The sequence below is a fragment of the Plantibacter sp. AC185 genome (genome assembly GCF_979258065.1).
This window is the reverse complement of record NZ_OZ409831.1, coordinates 4,208,053-4,223,344: the sequence shown is the minus strand read 5'-3', so window position 1 is coordinate 4,223,344 and position 15,292 is coordinate 4,208,053. Positions and strand designations below refer to the sequence as shown.

Below are 15,292 nucleotides of genomic sequence, written 5' to 3'. Positions count from 1 at the left end.
GAGAACACACACACATGAGACGAGCCAAGATCGTCGCAACGCTGGGGCCTGCAGTCTCCAGCTATGAGAACATCCGGGCCATCATCGATGCGGGGGTCGATGTCACCCGGATGAACCTGAGCCACGGCAGCTACGACGTGCACGAGGCCATCTACGCCAACGTGCGCAAGGCCACCGAGGACTCCGGCCGTGCCGTCGCCGTCCTGGTCGACCTGCAGGGCCCGAAGATCCGCCTCGGCAAGTTCGAGGGCGGCCCGTACGACCTCGCCGTCGGCGACATCTTCAAGATCACCATCGAGGACATCCTCGGTACCAAGGAGATCTCCTCGACCACGTTCAAGGGCCTGCCCCAGGACGTCAAGCCGGGCGACTTCCTCCTGATCGACGACGGCAAGGTCAAGGTCGAGGTCGTTGAAGCGGACGACACCGTCGTGACCACTCGCGTCATCGTCGCCGGCCCCGTGTCGAACAACAAGGGCATCAACCTCCCCGGTGTCGCCGTCAACGTCCCCGCGCTCAGCGAGAAGGACGAAGCGGACCTCCGATGGGGACTGCGTCTCGGCGCCGACCTCATCGCCCTGTCCTTCGTGCGCGACGCGGCCGACATCGACCGCGTCCACGAGATCATGGCGGAGGAGGGCCGTAAGGTCCCCGTGATCGCCAAGATCGAGAAGCCGCAGGCCGTCGAGAACCTCGAGAGCATCGTCGAGGCGTTCGACGCGATCATGGTCGCCCGTGGCGACCTCGGTGTCGAGCTCCCGCTCGAGGCCGTCCCGATCGTGCAGAAGCGCGCGGTGGAGCTCGCCCGTCGCATGGCGAAGCCGGTCATCGTCGCGACGCAGATGCTCGAGTCGATGATCTCCAGCCCCATCCCGACCCGCGCGGAGACCTCCGACGTCGCGAACGCGGTGCTCGACGGTGCTGACGCGGTCATGCTCAGTGGCGAGACGAGTGTCGGCGCCTACCCGGTGATCACGGTCCAGACCATGGCCCGGATCGTCGAGTCGACCGAGATCCACGGTCTCGACCGCGTTCCGCCGCTCGGCACGAAGCCGCGCACCCAGGCCGGAGCGATCACGTTGGCGGCCGTCGAGGTGGCGGACTTCGTCGAGGCGAAGTTCCTCTGCGTCTTCACGGAGTCGGGGGAGTCGGTCCGCCGCATGGCCCGTCTCCGCAACCGGATCCCGATCCTGGCGTTCACGCCCGACCCGGCCATCCGTCGTCGGATGGCGCTGAACTGGGGCGTCGAGTCCTTCGTCGTCGAGCGCGTGACGCACACCGACCAGATGGTCGCCCAGGTGGACGAGGTCCTCGTCGCCACGGGCAAGGCCGCCGTCGGTGAGCCGGTCATCATCATCTCCGGTTCCCCTCCCGGCATCCCCGGGACGACGAACGACATCCGCGTCCACAAGGTGGGCGACGTCCTCTAGTCGTCGACAGCAGCGAAGGCCGTGGTCCTCCCGTACGGGGACCACGGCCTTCGTCGTCCGCCGGGGGTGCGGTGGCACCGCGATTCCGGACGCCGTGGGTCTAGCCTGATCCCCATGAACCGTTCCGTCCTCGTCGACGACACACTCCGCAGCGCAGTGGGCCTGGAGCCGGGAGGCGTCGACCGTGAGGCGACCGGTGCGGCGGGACTCCTGGCCTCCCGATTCGCCGTCCTGGAGCTCGCCGCGGTCGCCGTCGGCGCCGTGGAGGATGCCGCCGACCGACTCCGCATCGCCCTCGGGTACGAGCCGTTGCACACGGCTCTCGACCTCGAGCGGATCGCCGCGGCCTACCAGAGCGACCGCCTGTTGCGGATCGACGGAGCAGCCGTGGACGCGTTCGCGCCACTGTCCGGCTTCTTCGCCGCGGCAGACGGCTGGGTGCGCACGCACGCGAACTACCCGCACCATCGCCGCCGCCTGAGCGCCATGCTCGGGATCGGCGACGAGGCCACCCGCGCAGAGCTCGCCTCGGCGATCGCCTCCCGCTCGGCTCTCGACTTGGAATCGGAGGCCGCGGGAGTCGGCGCACTCCTCGTCGCCGTCCGGAGCGCTGCCGAGTGGTCGTCCACACCACAGGCCGCCGTCGGTGATGGACCGCTCGTCAGGCGTCATGGCGGCTCCGTCGGCTCGGCGATCGCCTCGTGGGTGCGGCCGACGAGGAGACACCCCTTGCGCGGCCTCCGCGTCCTCGACCTGACGCGGGTGATCGCCGGTCCGGTGTCCACGAGGACCCTCGCGCTCCTCGGCGCGGACGTCCTGCGCGTGGATCCACCGCAGGTCCCCGAGATCCCGTGGCAGCACACCGACAGCGGCCAGGGGAAGCGGACGGCGACCCTCGACGCGTCGACACCGCGCGGCCTCGCGACACTGCAGACGCTGAGCGACGAGGCCGACATCCTGGTGACGGGATACCGGCCACACGCCCTCGAGCGCCTCGGTCTGCGAGGTCGCGACGGTCTGGTCACCGGCTCCGTCGACGCCTGGGGGACGACGGGGCCCTGGGGTGATCGACGCGGTTTCGACAGCCTGGTCCAGGCCGCCACGGGCATCGCGCTGGTCGAAGGGGAGGACGGCGCCCCGGGTGCCCTGCCGGCTCAGGCGCTCGACCACAGCGCGGGATACCTGCTGGCGGCGGCCATCGTCGACGACGTGGCGGCGGTCGTCGGCGGCGGTGATGCCGGCCGGTCGTCGGTGTCGCTCGCGCGCGTCGGTGCGGCGCTCCAGCGACTGCCACGATCCGGGGAACGCCCGCCGTCCGATCTCCCGGGAGCGCGGTGCCTGGTGACCCACGGTGCGGTGACGACGGCCCGCCCCGCGCTCAGCGCCTTCGACGACCACGCGTCCCCGGCGGCGGTCCTGGGGAGCGCCGAACCGCAGTGGACCCCGCGCAGCTGATCCCGGCACACTCCGCACCGGGAGATGACCGCCGTCCGGTCGCTCGCCTACCCTGGAGGTATGCGCCTCATCCTCATCAGACACGGTCAGACCTCGTCCAACGTCGCCGGCCTGCTCGACACCGCGATCCCCGGGGCCGTCCTCACCGAACTCGGCGAGACGCAGGCGGCCGCCCTCCCCAAAGCGCTCGTGGGGGAGCGGATCGACGCGGTCTACGCCTCCACCGCGGTGCGGGCGCAACAGACCGCCGCACCCGTCGCCGAAGTCAGTGGGCTTCCCGTGACCGTCCGTGACGGACTCCGGGAGATCAGCGCCGGCGACAACGAGATGCTCGGGTCGCCCGAGGCCGTCCAGGTCTACATCGACACCATCGTGGCGTGGGCGATGGGCGACCTCGACACCCGGATGCCGGGCGGCGAGAACGGCCACGAGGTGTTCGCGCGCTTCGACGCCGTGATCGAGGAGCTCGAGGGCTTCGGACTGGAGAGCGTGGTGGTCGTGAGCCACGGAGCGATGCTCCGGTCCTGGCTCGGGCTGCGCGGGGCGAACGTCGACGGACACTTCATCGGCACGCACCCCATCACGAACACGGGCGTCATCATCGTCGACGGGGACACGACGACCGGTTGGCGGGTCGACACCTGGACGGGCGACGCCGTCGGCGGACCGGAGCTGACGACGGAGGCCGACGGTCCGGCCGCCGCCGTCGAGCGCGGCTTCTGATCAGTTCGCGCCGTCAGCCGAGGTCGCGCCGTCCGTGAGGAACGGTCCGGGCTCTTCGCCGGGCTGACCCGGCAGTGAGCCGACGAGACGGTCGAGCTCAGCGGCGTCGACGTCGATGCCCTGGTCGCTGAGACGGTCCGCCAGCGCTGCCCGGACGTCGAGGTCCGGGGTGAGGGACCGGTCTGCTGCGACCTGCACCAGGATGCCCTGGAGCCGGTCGTCGGTGCTGGCGTCGTGGACGTCCTGGCGCGGGTCGGTGTGCTCTGCGGTCATGGTGTCGGGTCCCATCGTGTCGGACGACGTGAGGTACGCCGTGCTCTCGACGGTACGCTACGGCGTCGCCGACACCTCCCGCAGGGGCTTGACGATCGAGGGCGATTCACGAATCGTCGGAGCCTGAACTGGCTGGGGAGAGTACCGGTGGTGGGACTCGAACCCACACGTCTTTCGACAAAGCATGTTGAGTGCGCCCGGAGGGCTTTCTCACTCATCGCGGTACCGGTGGTGGGACTCGAACCCACACGTCTTTCGACAAAGCATTTTGAGTGCTCCGCGTCTGCCATTCCGCCACACCGGCGCGTCCGCCGCACGGCGAACAGCAACCTGCATCAGAGTACCGTAGGATTTGAGGGTGACCGAGCAAGAGACCCCTCCCGCAGCCCCACGGCGCGTCGTCGTCGCTGAGGACGAATCCCTCATCCGCCTCGACATCGTCGAGATCCTCCGCGACAACGGTTTCGAGGTCGTCGGCGAGGCCGGCGACGGCGAGACCGCTGTCGCCCTCGCGACGGAACTCCGTCCGGATCTCGTGATCATGGACGTCAAGATGCCTCAGCTCGACGGCATCTCCGCGGCCGAGCGCATCGGTAAGGCGCACATCGCCCCGGTGGTCCTCCTCACGGCCTTCAGCCAGAAGGAGCTCGTCGAGCGGGCGAGCGAGGCAGGCGCCCTCGCCTACGTCGTGAAGCCGTTCACGCCGAACGACCTGCTTCCCGCGATCGAGATCGCCCTCTCGCGCTACCAGCAGATCATCACCCTCGAGGCCGAGGTCGCCGACATGGTCGAGCGCTTCGAGACCCGCAAGCTCGTCGACCGGGCGAAGGGCCTCCTCAACGAGAAGATGGGCCTCACCGAGCCCGAGGCGTTCCGCTGGATCCAGAAGGCCTCCATGGACCGTCGCCTCACCATGCACGATGTCGCGCAGGCCATCATCGAGCAGCTCAGCGCCAAGAAGTAGCGCTCCTCCCTCGTCGCAAGAGCGGCCCGTCCCCTCGGGGGCGGGCCGCTCTGCTGTGTCCGGTGCCGGGCTCGTCAGCCGGTCGGTGCGTCCTTGATGAGGTTCGTGATGCGGATCGTGGAGCACCGTCGTCCCTGCTCGTCGCTGACGGCGATCTCGTGCACGGTGAGCGAGCGACCGAGGTGGATCGGGGTGCAGACACCCGTCACGAGGCCCTCGGTGGCGGACCTGGTGTGCGTCGCGTTGATGTCGATGCCGACCGCGAGTTTGCCCGGGCCCGCGAAGAGGTTGGCGGCCATCGAGCCGAGGGACTCGCCGAGCACGACGTACGCCCCACCGTGCAGCAGCATCGCGGGTTGGGTGTTGCCCTCGACGGGCATGGTGGCGACGGATCGCTGCACCGTGAACTCCGTGAACTCGATGCCCATCTTGGCGGCGAGTGCGCCGCTGCCCCTCGTCCGCAGGAACTCGAGTGCGTCGTCGGTCTCGTTCGTCATGTCCACCTTCGGATCGGGCCTGAGCCGTGTCGGCACCGGCTTGTAGGCTGGGCGCGTGTCGGAATCAGAAAAGCCTACCCTCCTCGTCGTCGACGGCCACTCGCTCGCATTCCGGGCGTTCTACGCCCTGCCGGTCGACAGCTTCCAAACCCGCGACGGTCAGCACACGAACGCCATCCACGGCTTCATCTCCATGCTGATCAGCCTGCTCAAGAACGAGAACCCGAGCCACATCGCCGTGGCGTTCGACATCTCGCGCCGTTCCTTCCGCACCCGCGAGTACCCCGAGTACAAGGGCACGCGCGGTGAGACCCCGGTGGAGTTCAAGGGGCAGGTGCCGCTGCTCGAAGAAGCGCTCAAGGCGATGAACATCACGACGATCAGCAAAGAGGACTACGAGGCCGACGACATCCTCGCCACCCTCGCCAAGCAGGGCGCTGAGGACGGCTTCCGCGTGCTCGTCGTCTCCGGCGACCGCGACACCATCCAGCTCGTCACCGACGACGTCACCCTGCTGTACCCGTCGAGCCAGGGCGTCTCCGCGCTCACCCGGTACGACGGAGCCAAGGTCTTCGAGCGCTACGGCATCCGGCCGGAGCAGTACCCGGAGATCGCGGCGCTCGTCGGTGAGACGAGCGACAACCTCCCGGGCATCCCGAAGGTCGGCGAGAAGACCGCCGTGAAGTGGCTCAACCAGTTCGGCTCCCTCGAGCAGATCCTCGAGCGCGCCGACGAGATCACCGGCAAGGTGGGGGAGAGCCTCCGCGAGCACAAGGAGAACGCGGTCCGCAACCGCCGCCTCAACCGGCTCCTCACCGACGTCGAACTGCCTGTCGGACCGAAGGACCTCGAACGCCGACCGATCGACGCGGACGCGGTGGCGGCCGTCTTCGGGCGGCTCGAGTTCCGCACGCTGCTCGATCGGGTCCTCAAACTCGACGGACTCGAGGCCAACACGGATGTGTCCGCACCGCAGGCGGGCGGCGTGGTCATGCCGCCGCAGAAGGAGCTGCTCGACGAAGAGCTCGAGGCGTGGATCACCCGTGCCGTCGCCGCACATCCCGCCGGGATCGGTCTCCACCTCGACCTCGACGGAGGCCTGCCGGTCGCAGCCGGCCTCGCGACGCCCACGGAGATCGTCTCGCTCGCCTGGCGTCCCGGCGAAGCCGACTACGCCCCGCTCGATGCGTGGTTGGCGAGCGACGCCCCGAAGATCATGCACGACGCCAAGCCACAGCTCCAGGCGGTCACGCGCGCCGGCCTGACGGTCGGCGGACTCGGCTACGACACCGCGGTCGCCGGCTGGCTCCTGCGTCCGAGCGGCGGCGACAAGACCATCGCCGACCTCATCACGCGCTATCTCGACGAGACGATGCCCGTCGCCGACCCGAACCAGCTCGTCCCCGAGACCGACCCCGTGGGTGCCGGCGGCACCGCCTGGTACGCCCTCCGGGTCGCCGAGGCGACCCGCAGGGCGCTCGACGCCGGGTCGCTCGGCGTACTGCTCGACATGGAACTGCCGGTCCTCCAGGTGCTGGCCCACATGGAGCTGACCGGCGTGACGGTCGACCACGACATCCTGAGCGGCCTGTCCGAGCAGCTCGGGAACCGGGCAGCAGAGCTCGCGAGCAACGCGTATGAGCAGATCGGCCGCGAGGTCAACCTCGGATCACCGAAGCAGCTGCAGGAGGTCCTCTTCGACCAGCTCGCCATGCCGAAGACACGCGCCAACAAGACGGGCTTCTCGACGGACGCCGGCGCCCTGGCCGATCTCCAGGAGAAGAGCCCGCACCCGTTCCTGGGGCTCCTCCTCGAGCACCGTGATGCGACGAAGCTCCGCCAGATCGTCGAGACGCTCGACAAGGCGATCACGCCCGACGGCCGTATCCACACGACGTACGTGCAGATCGGGACCAGCACCGGTCGGATCTCCTCGACCGACCCGAACCTGCAGAACATCCCCGTGCGCACCGAGGAAGGACGCCGCATCCGCGCCGCCTTCCAAGCCGGCTCCGGGTACGAGACCCTGCTGACCGCCGACTACTCGCAGATCGAGATGCGGATCATGGCGCACCTCTCCGGCGATGCCGGCCTCATCGAGGCGTTCAAGTCCGGCGAGGATCTCCACCGCTTCGTCGGCGCGCGCATCTTCGGCGTCGCCGCCGAGGACGTGACCCCCGCGATGCGCAACAAGGTCAAGGCGATGTCGTACGGACTCGCCTACGGTCTGAGCGCGTTCGGGCTCTCGAAGCAGCTGCGGATCTCGAGCGCTGAGGCGAAGCAGCTCATGGTCGACTACTTCGAGCGCTTCGGTGCGGTCCGTGACTACCTGCGCAACGTCGTCGAGCAGGCGAAACTCGACGGCTACACCGAGACGATCTTCGGTCGTCGCAGGCTCTTCCCCGAGCTCTCGAGCCCCAACCGACTGGTCAGGGAGAACGCCGAACGCCAGGCGCTGAACGCCCCGATCCAGGGTTCGGCCGCCGACATCATGAAACGCGCCATGATCGGCATCGAGTCCGAGCTGCGCTCTGAATCCCTCAGCTCGCAGATGATGCTGCAGGTGCACGACGAACTGATCTTCGAGGTCGCCGAGGGGGAGTGGGACGCCCTGGAGCGCATCGTCCGAGCGCAGATGGCCGGTGCCGCCGAGCTGTCGGTACCCCTGGAGGTCCAGATCGGCCGCGGGCACGATTGGGACGCCGCAGCCCACTGAGCGCCCTGCGGGTCCGCACCCGGGCGTCGGGCGGGTGCGGACTAGGCTCGACGTCATGTCCCACGAAGAACCTCGTCAGAGCACACCGATCGACGCCATCGCCGAGAGCTGGGTGGAGACCCTCGTCCAGCTGAAACCGGAGGTCGGCACCTACATCGGCCGCACGGACGTCGGCGGGCGGTACGGCGATTACTCGCCTGCCGGCCACGAGGCCTACATCGAAGCGGCATCGCGCACGCTTCGCGAGCTGCGGTCGGCCGCACCGGTCGACGCTGTCGACCGCGTCACCCAGACCGACCTCTCGGCGGAGCTGGAACTCGACCTCGCCTCGTCGGAGGCCGGTCTCCAGTACCGCGACCTCAACGTGATCGCGTCGCCGTCGCAGGAGCTGCGCGACGTCTTCGACCTGATGCCGACCGCGACGGTCGAGGACTGGAGCACCATCCGGACCCGCCTCGGCGCGTTGCCGGACGCGGTCGACGGGTACATCGAGACCCTGCGCGAGGGCATCGCCCGGGGGATCACCCCGGCACGCCGCCAGGTGGCCGAGGTGTACGAGCAGGTCCTCCGCACCGGCGCCGACGACGGGTTCTTCATCGGCTTCGCCGCCAACGCCGGACCGGCGGACGGTCAGCTCCCGGCGTCCCTCGCCGCCGAACTCTCGACGGGTGCCGGCGCCGCAGCCGTCGCCTACAACCGTCTGGCGGACTTCCTCGCGCACGAACTGCTGCCTGCTGCGACCCAGGAGGACGCCATCGGCCGCGAGCTCTACGCACTGCAGTCCCGCCGATTCCTCGGCGCGACGGTCGACCTCGACGAGAGCTACGAATGGGGCATCGAGGAGCTGGCGCGCATGGTGTCGGAGCAGGAGGCGATCGCGAATGAGATCCTCCCCGGCGCGTCCGTCGAGGAGGCGGTCGCCTTCCTCGAACAGGATCCGGCGCGCAAGCTGCACGGCACCGACGCGCTCCAGCGATGGATGCAGGAGACGAGTGACCGTGCGGTCGAGGAGCTGGGGCGCACGCACTTCGACATCCCGCAGGAGATCCGCGCGCTCGAGTGCATGATCGCGCCGACGCAGGAGGGCGGGATCTACTACACCGGCCCGACGGACGACTTCTCACGCCCTGGCCGCATGTGGTGGTCCGTCCCCGCCGGCGTCACCGAGTTCGACACGTGGCGCGAGCTCACGACCGTCTACCACGAGGGTGTGCCAGGACATCACCTGCAGATCGGGCAGGCCGTCGTCAACCGGAACACGCTCAACCTCTGGCGTCGACAGCTCGCCGGTACCTCCGGCCACGCCGAGGGCTGGGCCCTCTACGCCGAGCGCCTGATGGAGCAGCTCGGATACCTCGACGACCCGGCGGACCGTCTGGGCATGCTCGACGGTCAGCGGATGCGCGCGGCCCGCGTCGTCCTCGACATCGGTGTGCACCTCGGCAAGCCGCTGCCGGACGGCAGCGGGACCTGGACCGCCGAGTACGCCTTCGACTTCATGGGTCGCAACGTCAACATGTCGCCGGAGTTCGTCCGGTTCGAGGTCAACCGGTACCTCGGTTGGCCCGGCCAGGCGCCGTCGTACAAGATCGGCCAGCGCATCTGGGAACAGCTCCGCGACGACGCGGCCCGCCGCGCCGGGGACGCCTTCGACATCAAAGACTTCCACCGTCGGGCACTGGACCTCGGTGGCGTCGGGCTCGACACGCTGCGGTCGGCGATGCTCGGATGACGGCCGAACGGATCGTCGTCGCCGGCGCGTCCGGGTTCATCGGGCGTCGTCTGGTCGAGTCGTTCCGGGCCGACGGCGCCACCGTCTCCGTCATCGGGCGCGGTGCCGCCGACGCGCGGTGGGGTGACCACGCGGGCATCGCCCGGCTGGTCGACGGCGCGGACCTCTTGGTCAACCTCGCCGGGAAGAGCGTGAACTGTCGCTACACCCCGTCGAATCGTGCCGAGATCCTTCGGTCCCGCGTGGACACGACGACCGAGCTGGCGCGGGCGGTGCGTGCAGCCGCTGCGCCTCCGCCGCTCTGGATCAATTCGTCGACCGCCACGATCTACCGCCATGCCGACGACCGCCCGATGACGGAGGCCGACGGTGAGATCGGTTCCGGGTTCTCCGTCGACGTCGCGACCGCCTGGGAGCAGGCGTTCTTCGCGGACGAGCTGCCCGGGACACGACGGGTCGCCCTCCGCATCGCGATCGTCCTGGGCGACGGCGGAGCACTCACCCCGCTCAAGTGGTTGGCGCGCCTCGGCCTCGGCGGACCCCAACTGGACGGTCACTGGCCCCGTTCCCGATCGCGTCGTGCCGCCGGCACGGATCACCGCTTCGGGACGCCGGGCGGGCGGCAGCGGTTCAGCTGGATCCATCTGGACGACGTCGTCGGCATCGTCCGGTTCCTCCGTGGCCATCCCGAACTCGACGGCGTCGTCAACGTGACGTCCCCGAACCCCACCGACAACCGCGGATTCATGCGGACCGTGCGGTACGTGCTCGGGATGCCGGTCGGCCTCCCCGCACCCCGCTGGTTGCTGGAGATCGGGATGTCCATCCTGCGTACCGAGAGCGAGCTGGTCCTGAAGAGTCGCTGGGCGATGCCGGAGCGGTTGCTGCAGGCGGGCTACCGGTTCGAGCACCCGACGCTCGATCCAGCGCTGCGGGACATCCTCTCCGACCGTGGCTTGCCTGCACACCCGGAAAATCGCTAGACTGGACTGTCACAATTGTGACGTCCTATCCGCCTGCCCGTCTCGCAGAGCGACACCGATCCCCGGATCGGTTCACACAACAGCATCGCTTCGATCAACGTCCGTGGTCATCCACGGGTCCGGGGCCGTGCGCGAGGCCGGCCTGAATCATTGTCCACCTGGAGCAATTACTACATGACAAGCGCAACGACCGCCCCCAAGCAGGTCGCAATCAACGACATCGGATCTGCTGAGGACTTCCTCGCAGCGGTCGAAAAGACTCTGAAGTTCTTCAACGACGGCGACCTCATCGAGGGCACCGTCGTGAAGATCGACCGCGACGAGGTCCTCCTCGACGTCGGCTACAAGACCGAGGGTGTCATCCCCTCGCGTGAACTCTCCATCAAGCACGACGTCGACCCCTCCGAGGTCGTCAACGTCGGCGACACGATCGAGGCTCTCGTTCTCCAGAAGGAGGACAAGGAAGGCCGTCTGATCCTGTCGAAGAAGCGCGCGCAGTACGAGCGTGCTTGGGGCGACGTGGAGAAGATCAAGGAATCCGACGGCGTCGTCACCGGTTCGGTCATCGAGGTCGTCAAGGGCGGCCTCATCGTCGACATCGGCCTCCGTGGCTTCCTCCCGGCTTCGCTCATCGAGCTGCGCCGCGTCCGCGACCTCACGCCGTACCTCGGCCAGGAGATCGAGGCGAAGATCCTCGAGCTCGACAAGAACCGCAACAACGTGGTCCTGTCGCGCCGTGCGCTCCTCGAGCAGACGCAGTCCGAGAGCCGCACCACCTTCCTCAACAACCTCCAGAAGGGACAGGTCCGCAAGGGCGTCGTCTCCTCGATCGTCAACTTCGGCGCGTTCGTCGACCTCGGCGGCGTCGACGGTCTCGTCCACGTCTCCGAGCTCAGCTGGAAGCACATCGAGCACGCCAGCGAGGTCGTCGAGGTCGGTCAGGAAGTCACCGTCGAGATCCTCGAGGTCGACCTGGACCGCGAGCGCGTCTCGCTGTCGCTCAAGGCGACCCAGGAGGACCCGTGGCAGGTCTTCGCCCGCACCCACGCCATCGGCCAGGTTGCACCAGGTAAGGTCACCAAGCTCGTCCCGTTCGGTGCGTTCGTCCGCGTCGCAGACGGCATCGAGGGCCTCGTGCACATCTCGGAGCTCTCCGGCAAGCACGTCGAGCTCGCCGAGCAGGTCGTGTCGGTCGGCGAAGAGGTCTTCGTCAAGGTCATCGACATCGACCTCGAGCGTCGCCGCATCTCGCTGAGCCTCAAGCAGGCCAACGAGGGTGTCGACCCCGAGGGCACCGAGTTCGACCCGGCCCTCTACGGCATGCTCACGGAGTACGACGAACTCGGGAACTACAAGTACCCCGAGGGCTTCGACGCCGAGACGCAGGAGTGGAAGGAAGGCTTCGACGCCGAGCGCGAGAAGTGGGAGCAGGACTACGCTGCCGCCCAGGCTCGTTGGGAAGCGCACAAGAAGCAGGTCGCTGCCGCAGCCGTCGAAGAGGCCAACCAGGCTTCCTCCTCGACCGCGTCCTCGTCGGCCGGTTCCTCGTTCTCGAGCGACTCCGCCGGCGGCGGCACGCTCGCTGACGACGAGTCCCTCGCGGCCCTCCGCGAGAAGCTCTCGAGCAACTAGTCCCACCAGCACCGACCAGCGTCGGTGTCCAGCAGGGGGTCGCCTTCGGGCGGCCCCCTGCTGCGTTGTGCGAGGGGCGCTCGTCGAAGGCGCTGCACGCTCCGCGGGTACGCTGGCTGACATGTACCTCATCGGCCTCACCGGCGGGATCGCCTCCGGCAAATCGACCATCGCGGCCCGGCTCGCTGAACACGGCGCCGTCGTCATCGACGCGGACGTCCTCTCACGAGAGGCCGTCGAGCCGGGGACCCCGGGACTGGCCGCCATCGCGAAGCGCTTCGGTGCCGACGTGATCGGGCCCGACGGAGCACTCGACCGCGCTGCGCTCGGCTCCATCGTCTTCGCCGACGACCAGGCGCGGGCCGACCTCAACGCCATCGTGCACCCGGAGGTCAAGCGGCGTTCACAGGCCCGGATCGCCGAAGCCTCGAGCGACCCCGGTGCCGTCGTCGTCTACGACGTCCCGCTGCTCGTCGAGACCGGCCGCGCAGACGAGTTCGACCTCGTGGTCGTCGCCGCAGCTCCGGAGGGGGAGCGCGCCCGTCGGCTCGTCGACATCCGCGGGCTCGACCGGGGCGAGGCGGAACGACGGATCGCGGCCCAGGCGACCGAGGAGCAGCGCGCCGCCGTCGCCGACGTGGTGATCGACACCGCCGGCTCGCTCGAGTACACCCTCAGCCAGGTCGACGCGGTCTGGCACCGCGCCGCCGCGGCCGCTGTACCGGCGCCCGACCGTCAGGACGGCGTCTGAGCGCTTCGCCCGCTCCGCTGTGGGCGAAGCGGGGCAGTGGTGTCGGTGGTCCTCCGTAGACTCGGAGCATGGAACCAACACGCGCCGTCCGCCCCTTCGAGGTGATCAGCGAGTACGAGCCGAGCGGCGATCAGCCCGCCGCCATCGAGCAGCTGTCCGGGCGCATCAACGCCGGCGAGACCGACGTCGTCCTGTTGGGCGCCACGGGTACCGGTAAGTCCGCGACGACCGCCTGGCTCATCGAAGCCGTCCAGCGCCCGACGCTCGTCCTGGCGCACAACAAGACGCTCGCGGCCCAGCTGGCGAACGAGTTCCGCGAGCTCATGCCGAACAACGCGGTCGAGTACTTCGTCTCCTACTACGACTACTACCAGCCCGAGGCGTACGTCCCACAGACCGACACCTTCATCGAGAAGGACTCGTCGATCAACGCCGAGGTCGAGCGACTGCGGCACTCGACCACCAACTCGCTGCTGAGCCGTCGCGACGTCATCGTCGTGTCGACCGTGTCGTGCATCTACGGTCTCGGTGCGGCGGAGGAGTACCTGGAGGCGATGGCCGCGCTGCAGATCGGTCAGAACATCGGGCGCGACCGCCTCATCCGCAAGTTCGTCGGCATGCAGTACAACCGCAACGACGTCGACTTCTCGCGCGGCAACTTCCGTGTGCGCGGCGACACCATCGAGATCATCCCGGTCTACGAGGAGCTCGCGATCCGCATCGAATTCTTCGGCGACGAGATCGAGGCCCTCTACGCCCTGCACCCGCTCACCGGCGACGTCGTGAAGAAGCTCGACGCGGTGTCGGTGTTCCCGGCCTCCCACTACGCCGCCAGCCCGCAGACGATCCAGCGCGCCATCGGCACCATCCAGGAGGAGCTGGCGGAGCGGCTCCAGTCGCTCGAACGCGAGGGCAAGCTCCTCGAGGCGCAGCGGCTCCGCATGCGGACCACTTTCGACCTCGAGATGATGCAGCAGATCGGCTTCTGCTCCGGCATCGAGAACTACTCGCGCCACATCGACGGTCGCTCGGCCGGTGAGGCACCGAACTGCCTCCTCGACTACTTCCCCGACGACTTCCTCACCGTCATCGACGAGTCGCATGTCACCGTCCCGCAGATCGGCGCGATGTTCGAGGGCGACGCCTCCCGCAAGCGCACCCTCGTCGAGCACGGGTTCCGACTCCCGAGCGCGATGGACAACCGCCCGCTCCGGTGGGACGAGTTCAAGAACCGCGTCGGCCAGACGGTGTACCTCTCGGCGACGCCGGGCAAGTACGAGATGGGCATCGCGGACGGCATCGTCGAGCAGATCATCCGCCCGACCGGCCTCGTCGACCCGGCGATCATCGTCAAGCCCTCCAACGGCCAGATCGACGACCTCCTCGAGGAGATCCGGGTCCGCGCCGAGCGCGACGAACGCGTCCTCGTCACCACCCTCACCAAGAAGATGGCGGAGGAGCTCACCGACTTCCTGACCGAGGCCGGCGTGCGCGTCCGCTACCTGCACTCCGACGTCGACACCCTCCGGCGGGTCGAGCTGTTGAGCGAACTCCGGCAGGGCGTCTACGACGTCCTCATCGGCATCAACCTGCTGCGCGAGGGGCTCGACCTCCCGGAGGTCTCGCTCGTGGCGATCCTCGACGCCGACAAGGAGGGCTTCCTCCGCTCGTCGACCTCGCTCATCCAGACCATCGGTCGTGCCGCCCGCAACGTGTCCGGCGAGGTCCACATGTACGCCGACGTCCTGACCGACTCGATGAAGCGCGCGATCGAGGAGACGGACCGTCGCCGCGAGAAGCAGGTCGCCTACAACGAGGAGCGCGGGATCGATCCGCAGCCGCTGCGCAAGCGGATCGCCGACATCACCGAGGCGCTCGCCCGTGAGGGCGCAGACACCGCGGCGCTGCTCGCCGGACGCGACAACGGCAAGAAGAAGAGCCCGACGCCGAACCTGCGTCGGGAGGGCATCGCCGCCGAGGGCGCGAACGACCTCGAGTCGATCATCGCGGACCTCAACGCCCAGATGCTGGCCGCCGCGGCGGAGCTCAAGTTCGAACTCGCCGGCCGTCTCCGCGACGAGGTCTCCGAACTCAAGCAGGAACTTCGACAGATGGCCAAGGCCGGGCACATCTAGT

The 15,292-nt window shown here is 68.6% G+C and carries 12 protein-coding genes and 1 tRNA gene; 10 read left to right on the top strand and 3 right to left on the bottom strand.

Going from position 1 to position 15,292, the window contains the following annotated elements; genetic code table 11:
- Positions 1–14: 14 nt before the first annotated feature.
- From pyk to ACZZZB_RS19665, 3 genes are all read left to right on the top strand, one after another.
- On the top strand, positions 15–1,430 hold the full coding sequence (gene pyk / locus ACZZZB_RS19675) for a pyruvate kinase (RefSeq protein WP_079705946.1): 1,416 nt from the start codon (positions 15–17) through the stop codon (positions 1,428–1,430).
- 114 nt (positions 1,431–1,544) lie between these two features.
- Positions 1,545–2,885, top strand: a complete 1,341-nt coding sequence (locus ACZZZB_RS19670; protein ID WP_202938421.1) for a CoA transferase — start codon at positions 1,545–1,547, stop codon at positions 2,883–2,885.
- 60 nt (positions 2,886–2,945) lie between these two features.
- A complete protein-coding gene (locus ACZZZB_RS19665; protein WP_137241669.1) occupies positions 2,946–3,608 on the top strand; it encodes a histidine phosphatase family protein in 663 nt (220 codons plus the stop codon).
- Here ACZZZB_RS19665 and ACZZZB_RS19660 read toward each other — a convergent pair whose 3' ends face one another.
- Together ACZZZB_RS19660 and ACZZZB_RS19655 are read right to left on the bottom strand one after the other, a co-directional pair.
- The gene (locus tag ACZZZB_RS19660) at positions 3,609–3,881 is read right to left on the bottom strand and encodes a hypothetical protein (RefSeq protein ID WP_137241668.1); all 273 of its coding nucleotides are present in this window, start codon (positions 3,879–3,881) and stop codon (positions 3,609–3,611) included.
- Positions 3,882–4,104: 223 nt separating this feature from the next.
- A tRNA-Leu gene (locus tag ACZZZB_RS19655) sits at positions 4,105–4,185 on the bottom strand.
- A 54-nt stretch (positions 4,186–4,239) separates the two neighbouring features.
- Between ACZZZB_RS19655 and ACZZZB_RS19650 the strand changes: the two genes are divergently transcribed.
- A complete protein-coding gene (locus tag ACZZZB_RS19650; protein WP_064296913.1) occupies positions 4,240–4,845 on the top strand; it encodes an ANTAR domain-containing response regulator in 606 nt (201 codons plus the stop codon).
- Positions 4,846–4,919: 74 nt separating this feature from the next.
- On the opposite strand, the gene ACZZZB_RS19645 is transcribed toward ACZZZB_RS19650, so the two are convergent.
- Positions 4,920–5,342 (bottom strand): hotdog fold thioesterase, encoded by a 423-nt coding sequence (locus ACZZZB_RS19645; protein WP_137241667.1) that lies wholly within the window; start codon positions 5,340–5,342, stop codon positions 4,920–4,922.
- 55 nt (positions 5,343–5,397) lie between these two features.
- Between ACZZZB_RS19645 and polA the strand changes: the two genes are divergently transcribed.
- From polA to uvrB, 6 genes are all read left to right on the top strand, one after another.
- Positions 5,398–8,058: a DNA polymerase I gene (gene polA, locus ACZZZB_RS19640; RefSeq protein WP_463530512.1), complete on the top strand. Its 2,661-nt coding sequence runs from the start codon at positions 5,398–5,400 to the stop codon at positions 8,056–8,058.
- A 55-nt stretch (positions 8,059–8,113) separates the two neighbouring features.
- Positions 8,114–9,790: a DUF885 domain-containing protein gene (locus tag ACZZZB_RS19635; RefSeq protein WP_463530511.1), complete on the top strand. Its 1,677-nt coding sequence runs from the start codon at positions 8,114–8,116 to the stop codon at positions 9,788–9,790.
- Positions 9,787–10,773 carry an epimerase gene (locus ACZZZB_RS19630; protein ID WP_137241665.1) on the top strand — a complete coding sequence of 329 codons (987 nt, stop codon included), beginning with the start codon at positions 9,787–9,789 and terminating at the stop codon, positions 10,771–10,773. Before ACZZZB_RS19635 ends, ACZZZB_RS19630 begins: the two co-directional genes overlap by 4 nt.
- Before the next feature lie 174 nt (positions 10,774–10,947).
- Positions 10,948–12,405 carry a 30S ribosomal protein S1 gene (gene rpsA / locus ACZZZB_RS19625; protein ID WP_056005690.1) on the top strand — a complete coding sequence of 486 codons (1,458 nt, stop codon included), beginning with the start codon at positions 10,948–10,950 and terminating at the stop codon, positions 12,403–12,405.
- Between the two features lie 121 nt (positions 12,406–12,526).
- On the top strand, positions 12,527–13,156 hold the full coding sequence (gene coaE / locus ACZZZB_RS19620) for a dephospho-CoA kinase (RefSeq protein WP_463530510.1): 630 nt from the start codon (positions 12,527–12,529) through the stop codon (positions 13,154–13,156).
- A gap of 68 nt (positions 13,157–13,224) precedes the next feature.
- On the top strand, positions 13,225–15,291 hold the full coding sequence (gene uvrB / locus ACZZZB_RS19615) for an excinuclease ABC subunit UvrB (RefSeq protein WP_463530509.1): 2,067 nt from the start codon (positions 13,225–13,227) through the stop codon (positions 15,289–15,291).
- Position 15,292: the final 1 nt, after the last annotated feature.

Bases quoted from the DNA above. Each gene is read 5' to 3' on its own strand.
- ACZZZB_RS19660 (WP_137241668.1), bottom strand. From the start codon at position 3,881: ATGACCGCAGAGCACACCGACCCGCGCCAGGACGTCCACGACGCCAGC.
- pyk (WP_079705946.1), top strand. From the start codon at position 15: ATGAGACGAGCCAAGATCGTCGCAACGCTGGGGCCTGCAGTCTCCAGC.
- ACZZZB_RS19635 (WP_463530511.1), top strand. From the start codon at position 8,114: ATGTCCCACGAAGAACCTCGTCAGAGCACACCGATCGACGCCATCGCC.
- rpsA (WP_056005690.1), top strand. From the start codon at position 10,948: ATGACAAGCGCAACGACCGCCCCCAAGCAGGTCGCAATCAACGACATC.
- ACZZZB_RS19645 (WP_137241667.1), bottom strand. From the start codon at position 5,342: ATGACGAACGAGACCGACGACGCACTCGAGTTCCTGCGGACGAGGGGC.
- coaE (WP_463530510.1), top strand. From the start codon at position 12,527: ATGTACCTCATCGGCCTCACCGGCGGGATCGCCTCCGGCAAATCGACC.
- ACZZZB_RS19630 (WP_137241665.1), top strand. From the start codon at position 9,787: ATGACGGCCGAACGGATCGTCGTCGCCGGCGCGTCCGGGTTCATCGGG.
- ACZZZB_RS19670 (WP_202938421.1), top strand. From the start codon at position 1,545: ATGAACCGTTCCGTCCTCGTCGACGACACACTCCGCAGCGCAGTGGGC.
- uvrB (WP_463530509.1), top strand. From the start codon at position 13,225: ATGGAACCAACACGCGCCGTCCGCCCCTTCGAGGTGATCAGCGAGTAC.
- ACZZZB_RS19665 (WP_137241669.1), top strand. From the start codon at position 2,946: ATGCGCCTCATCCTCATCAGACACGGTCAGACCTCGTCCAACGTCGCC.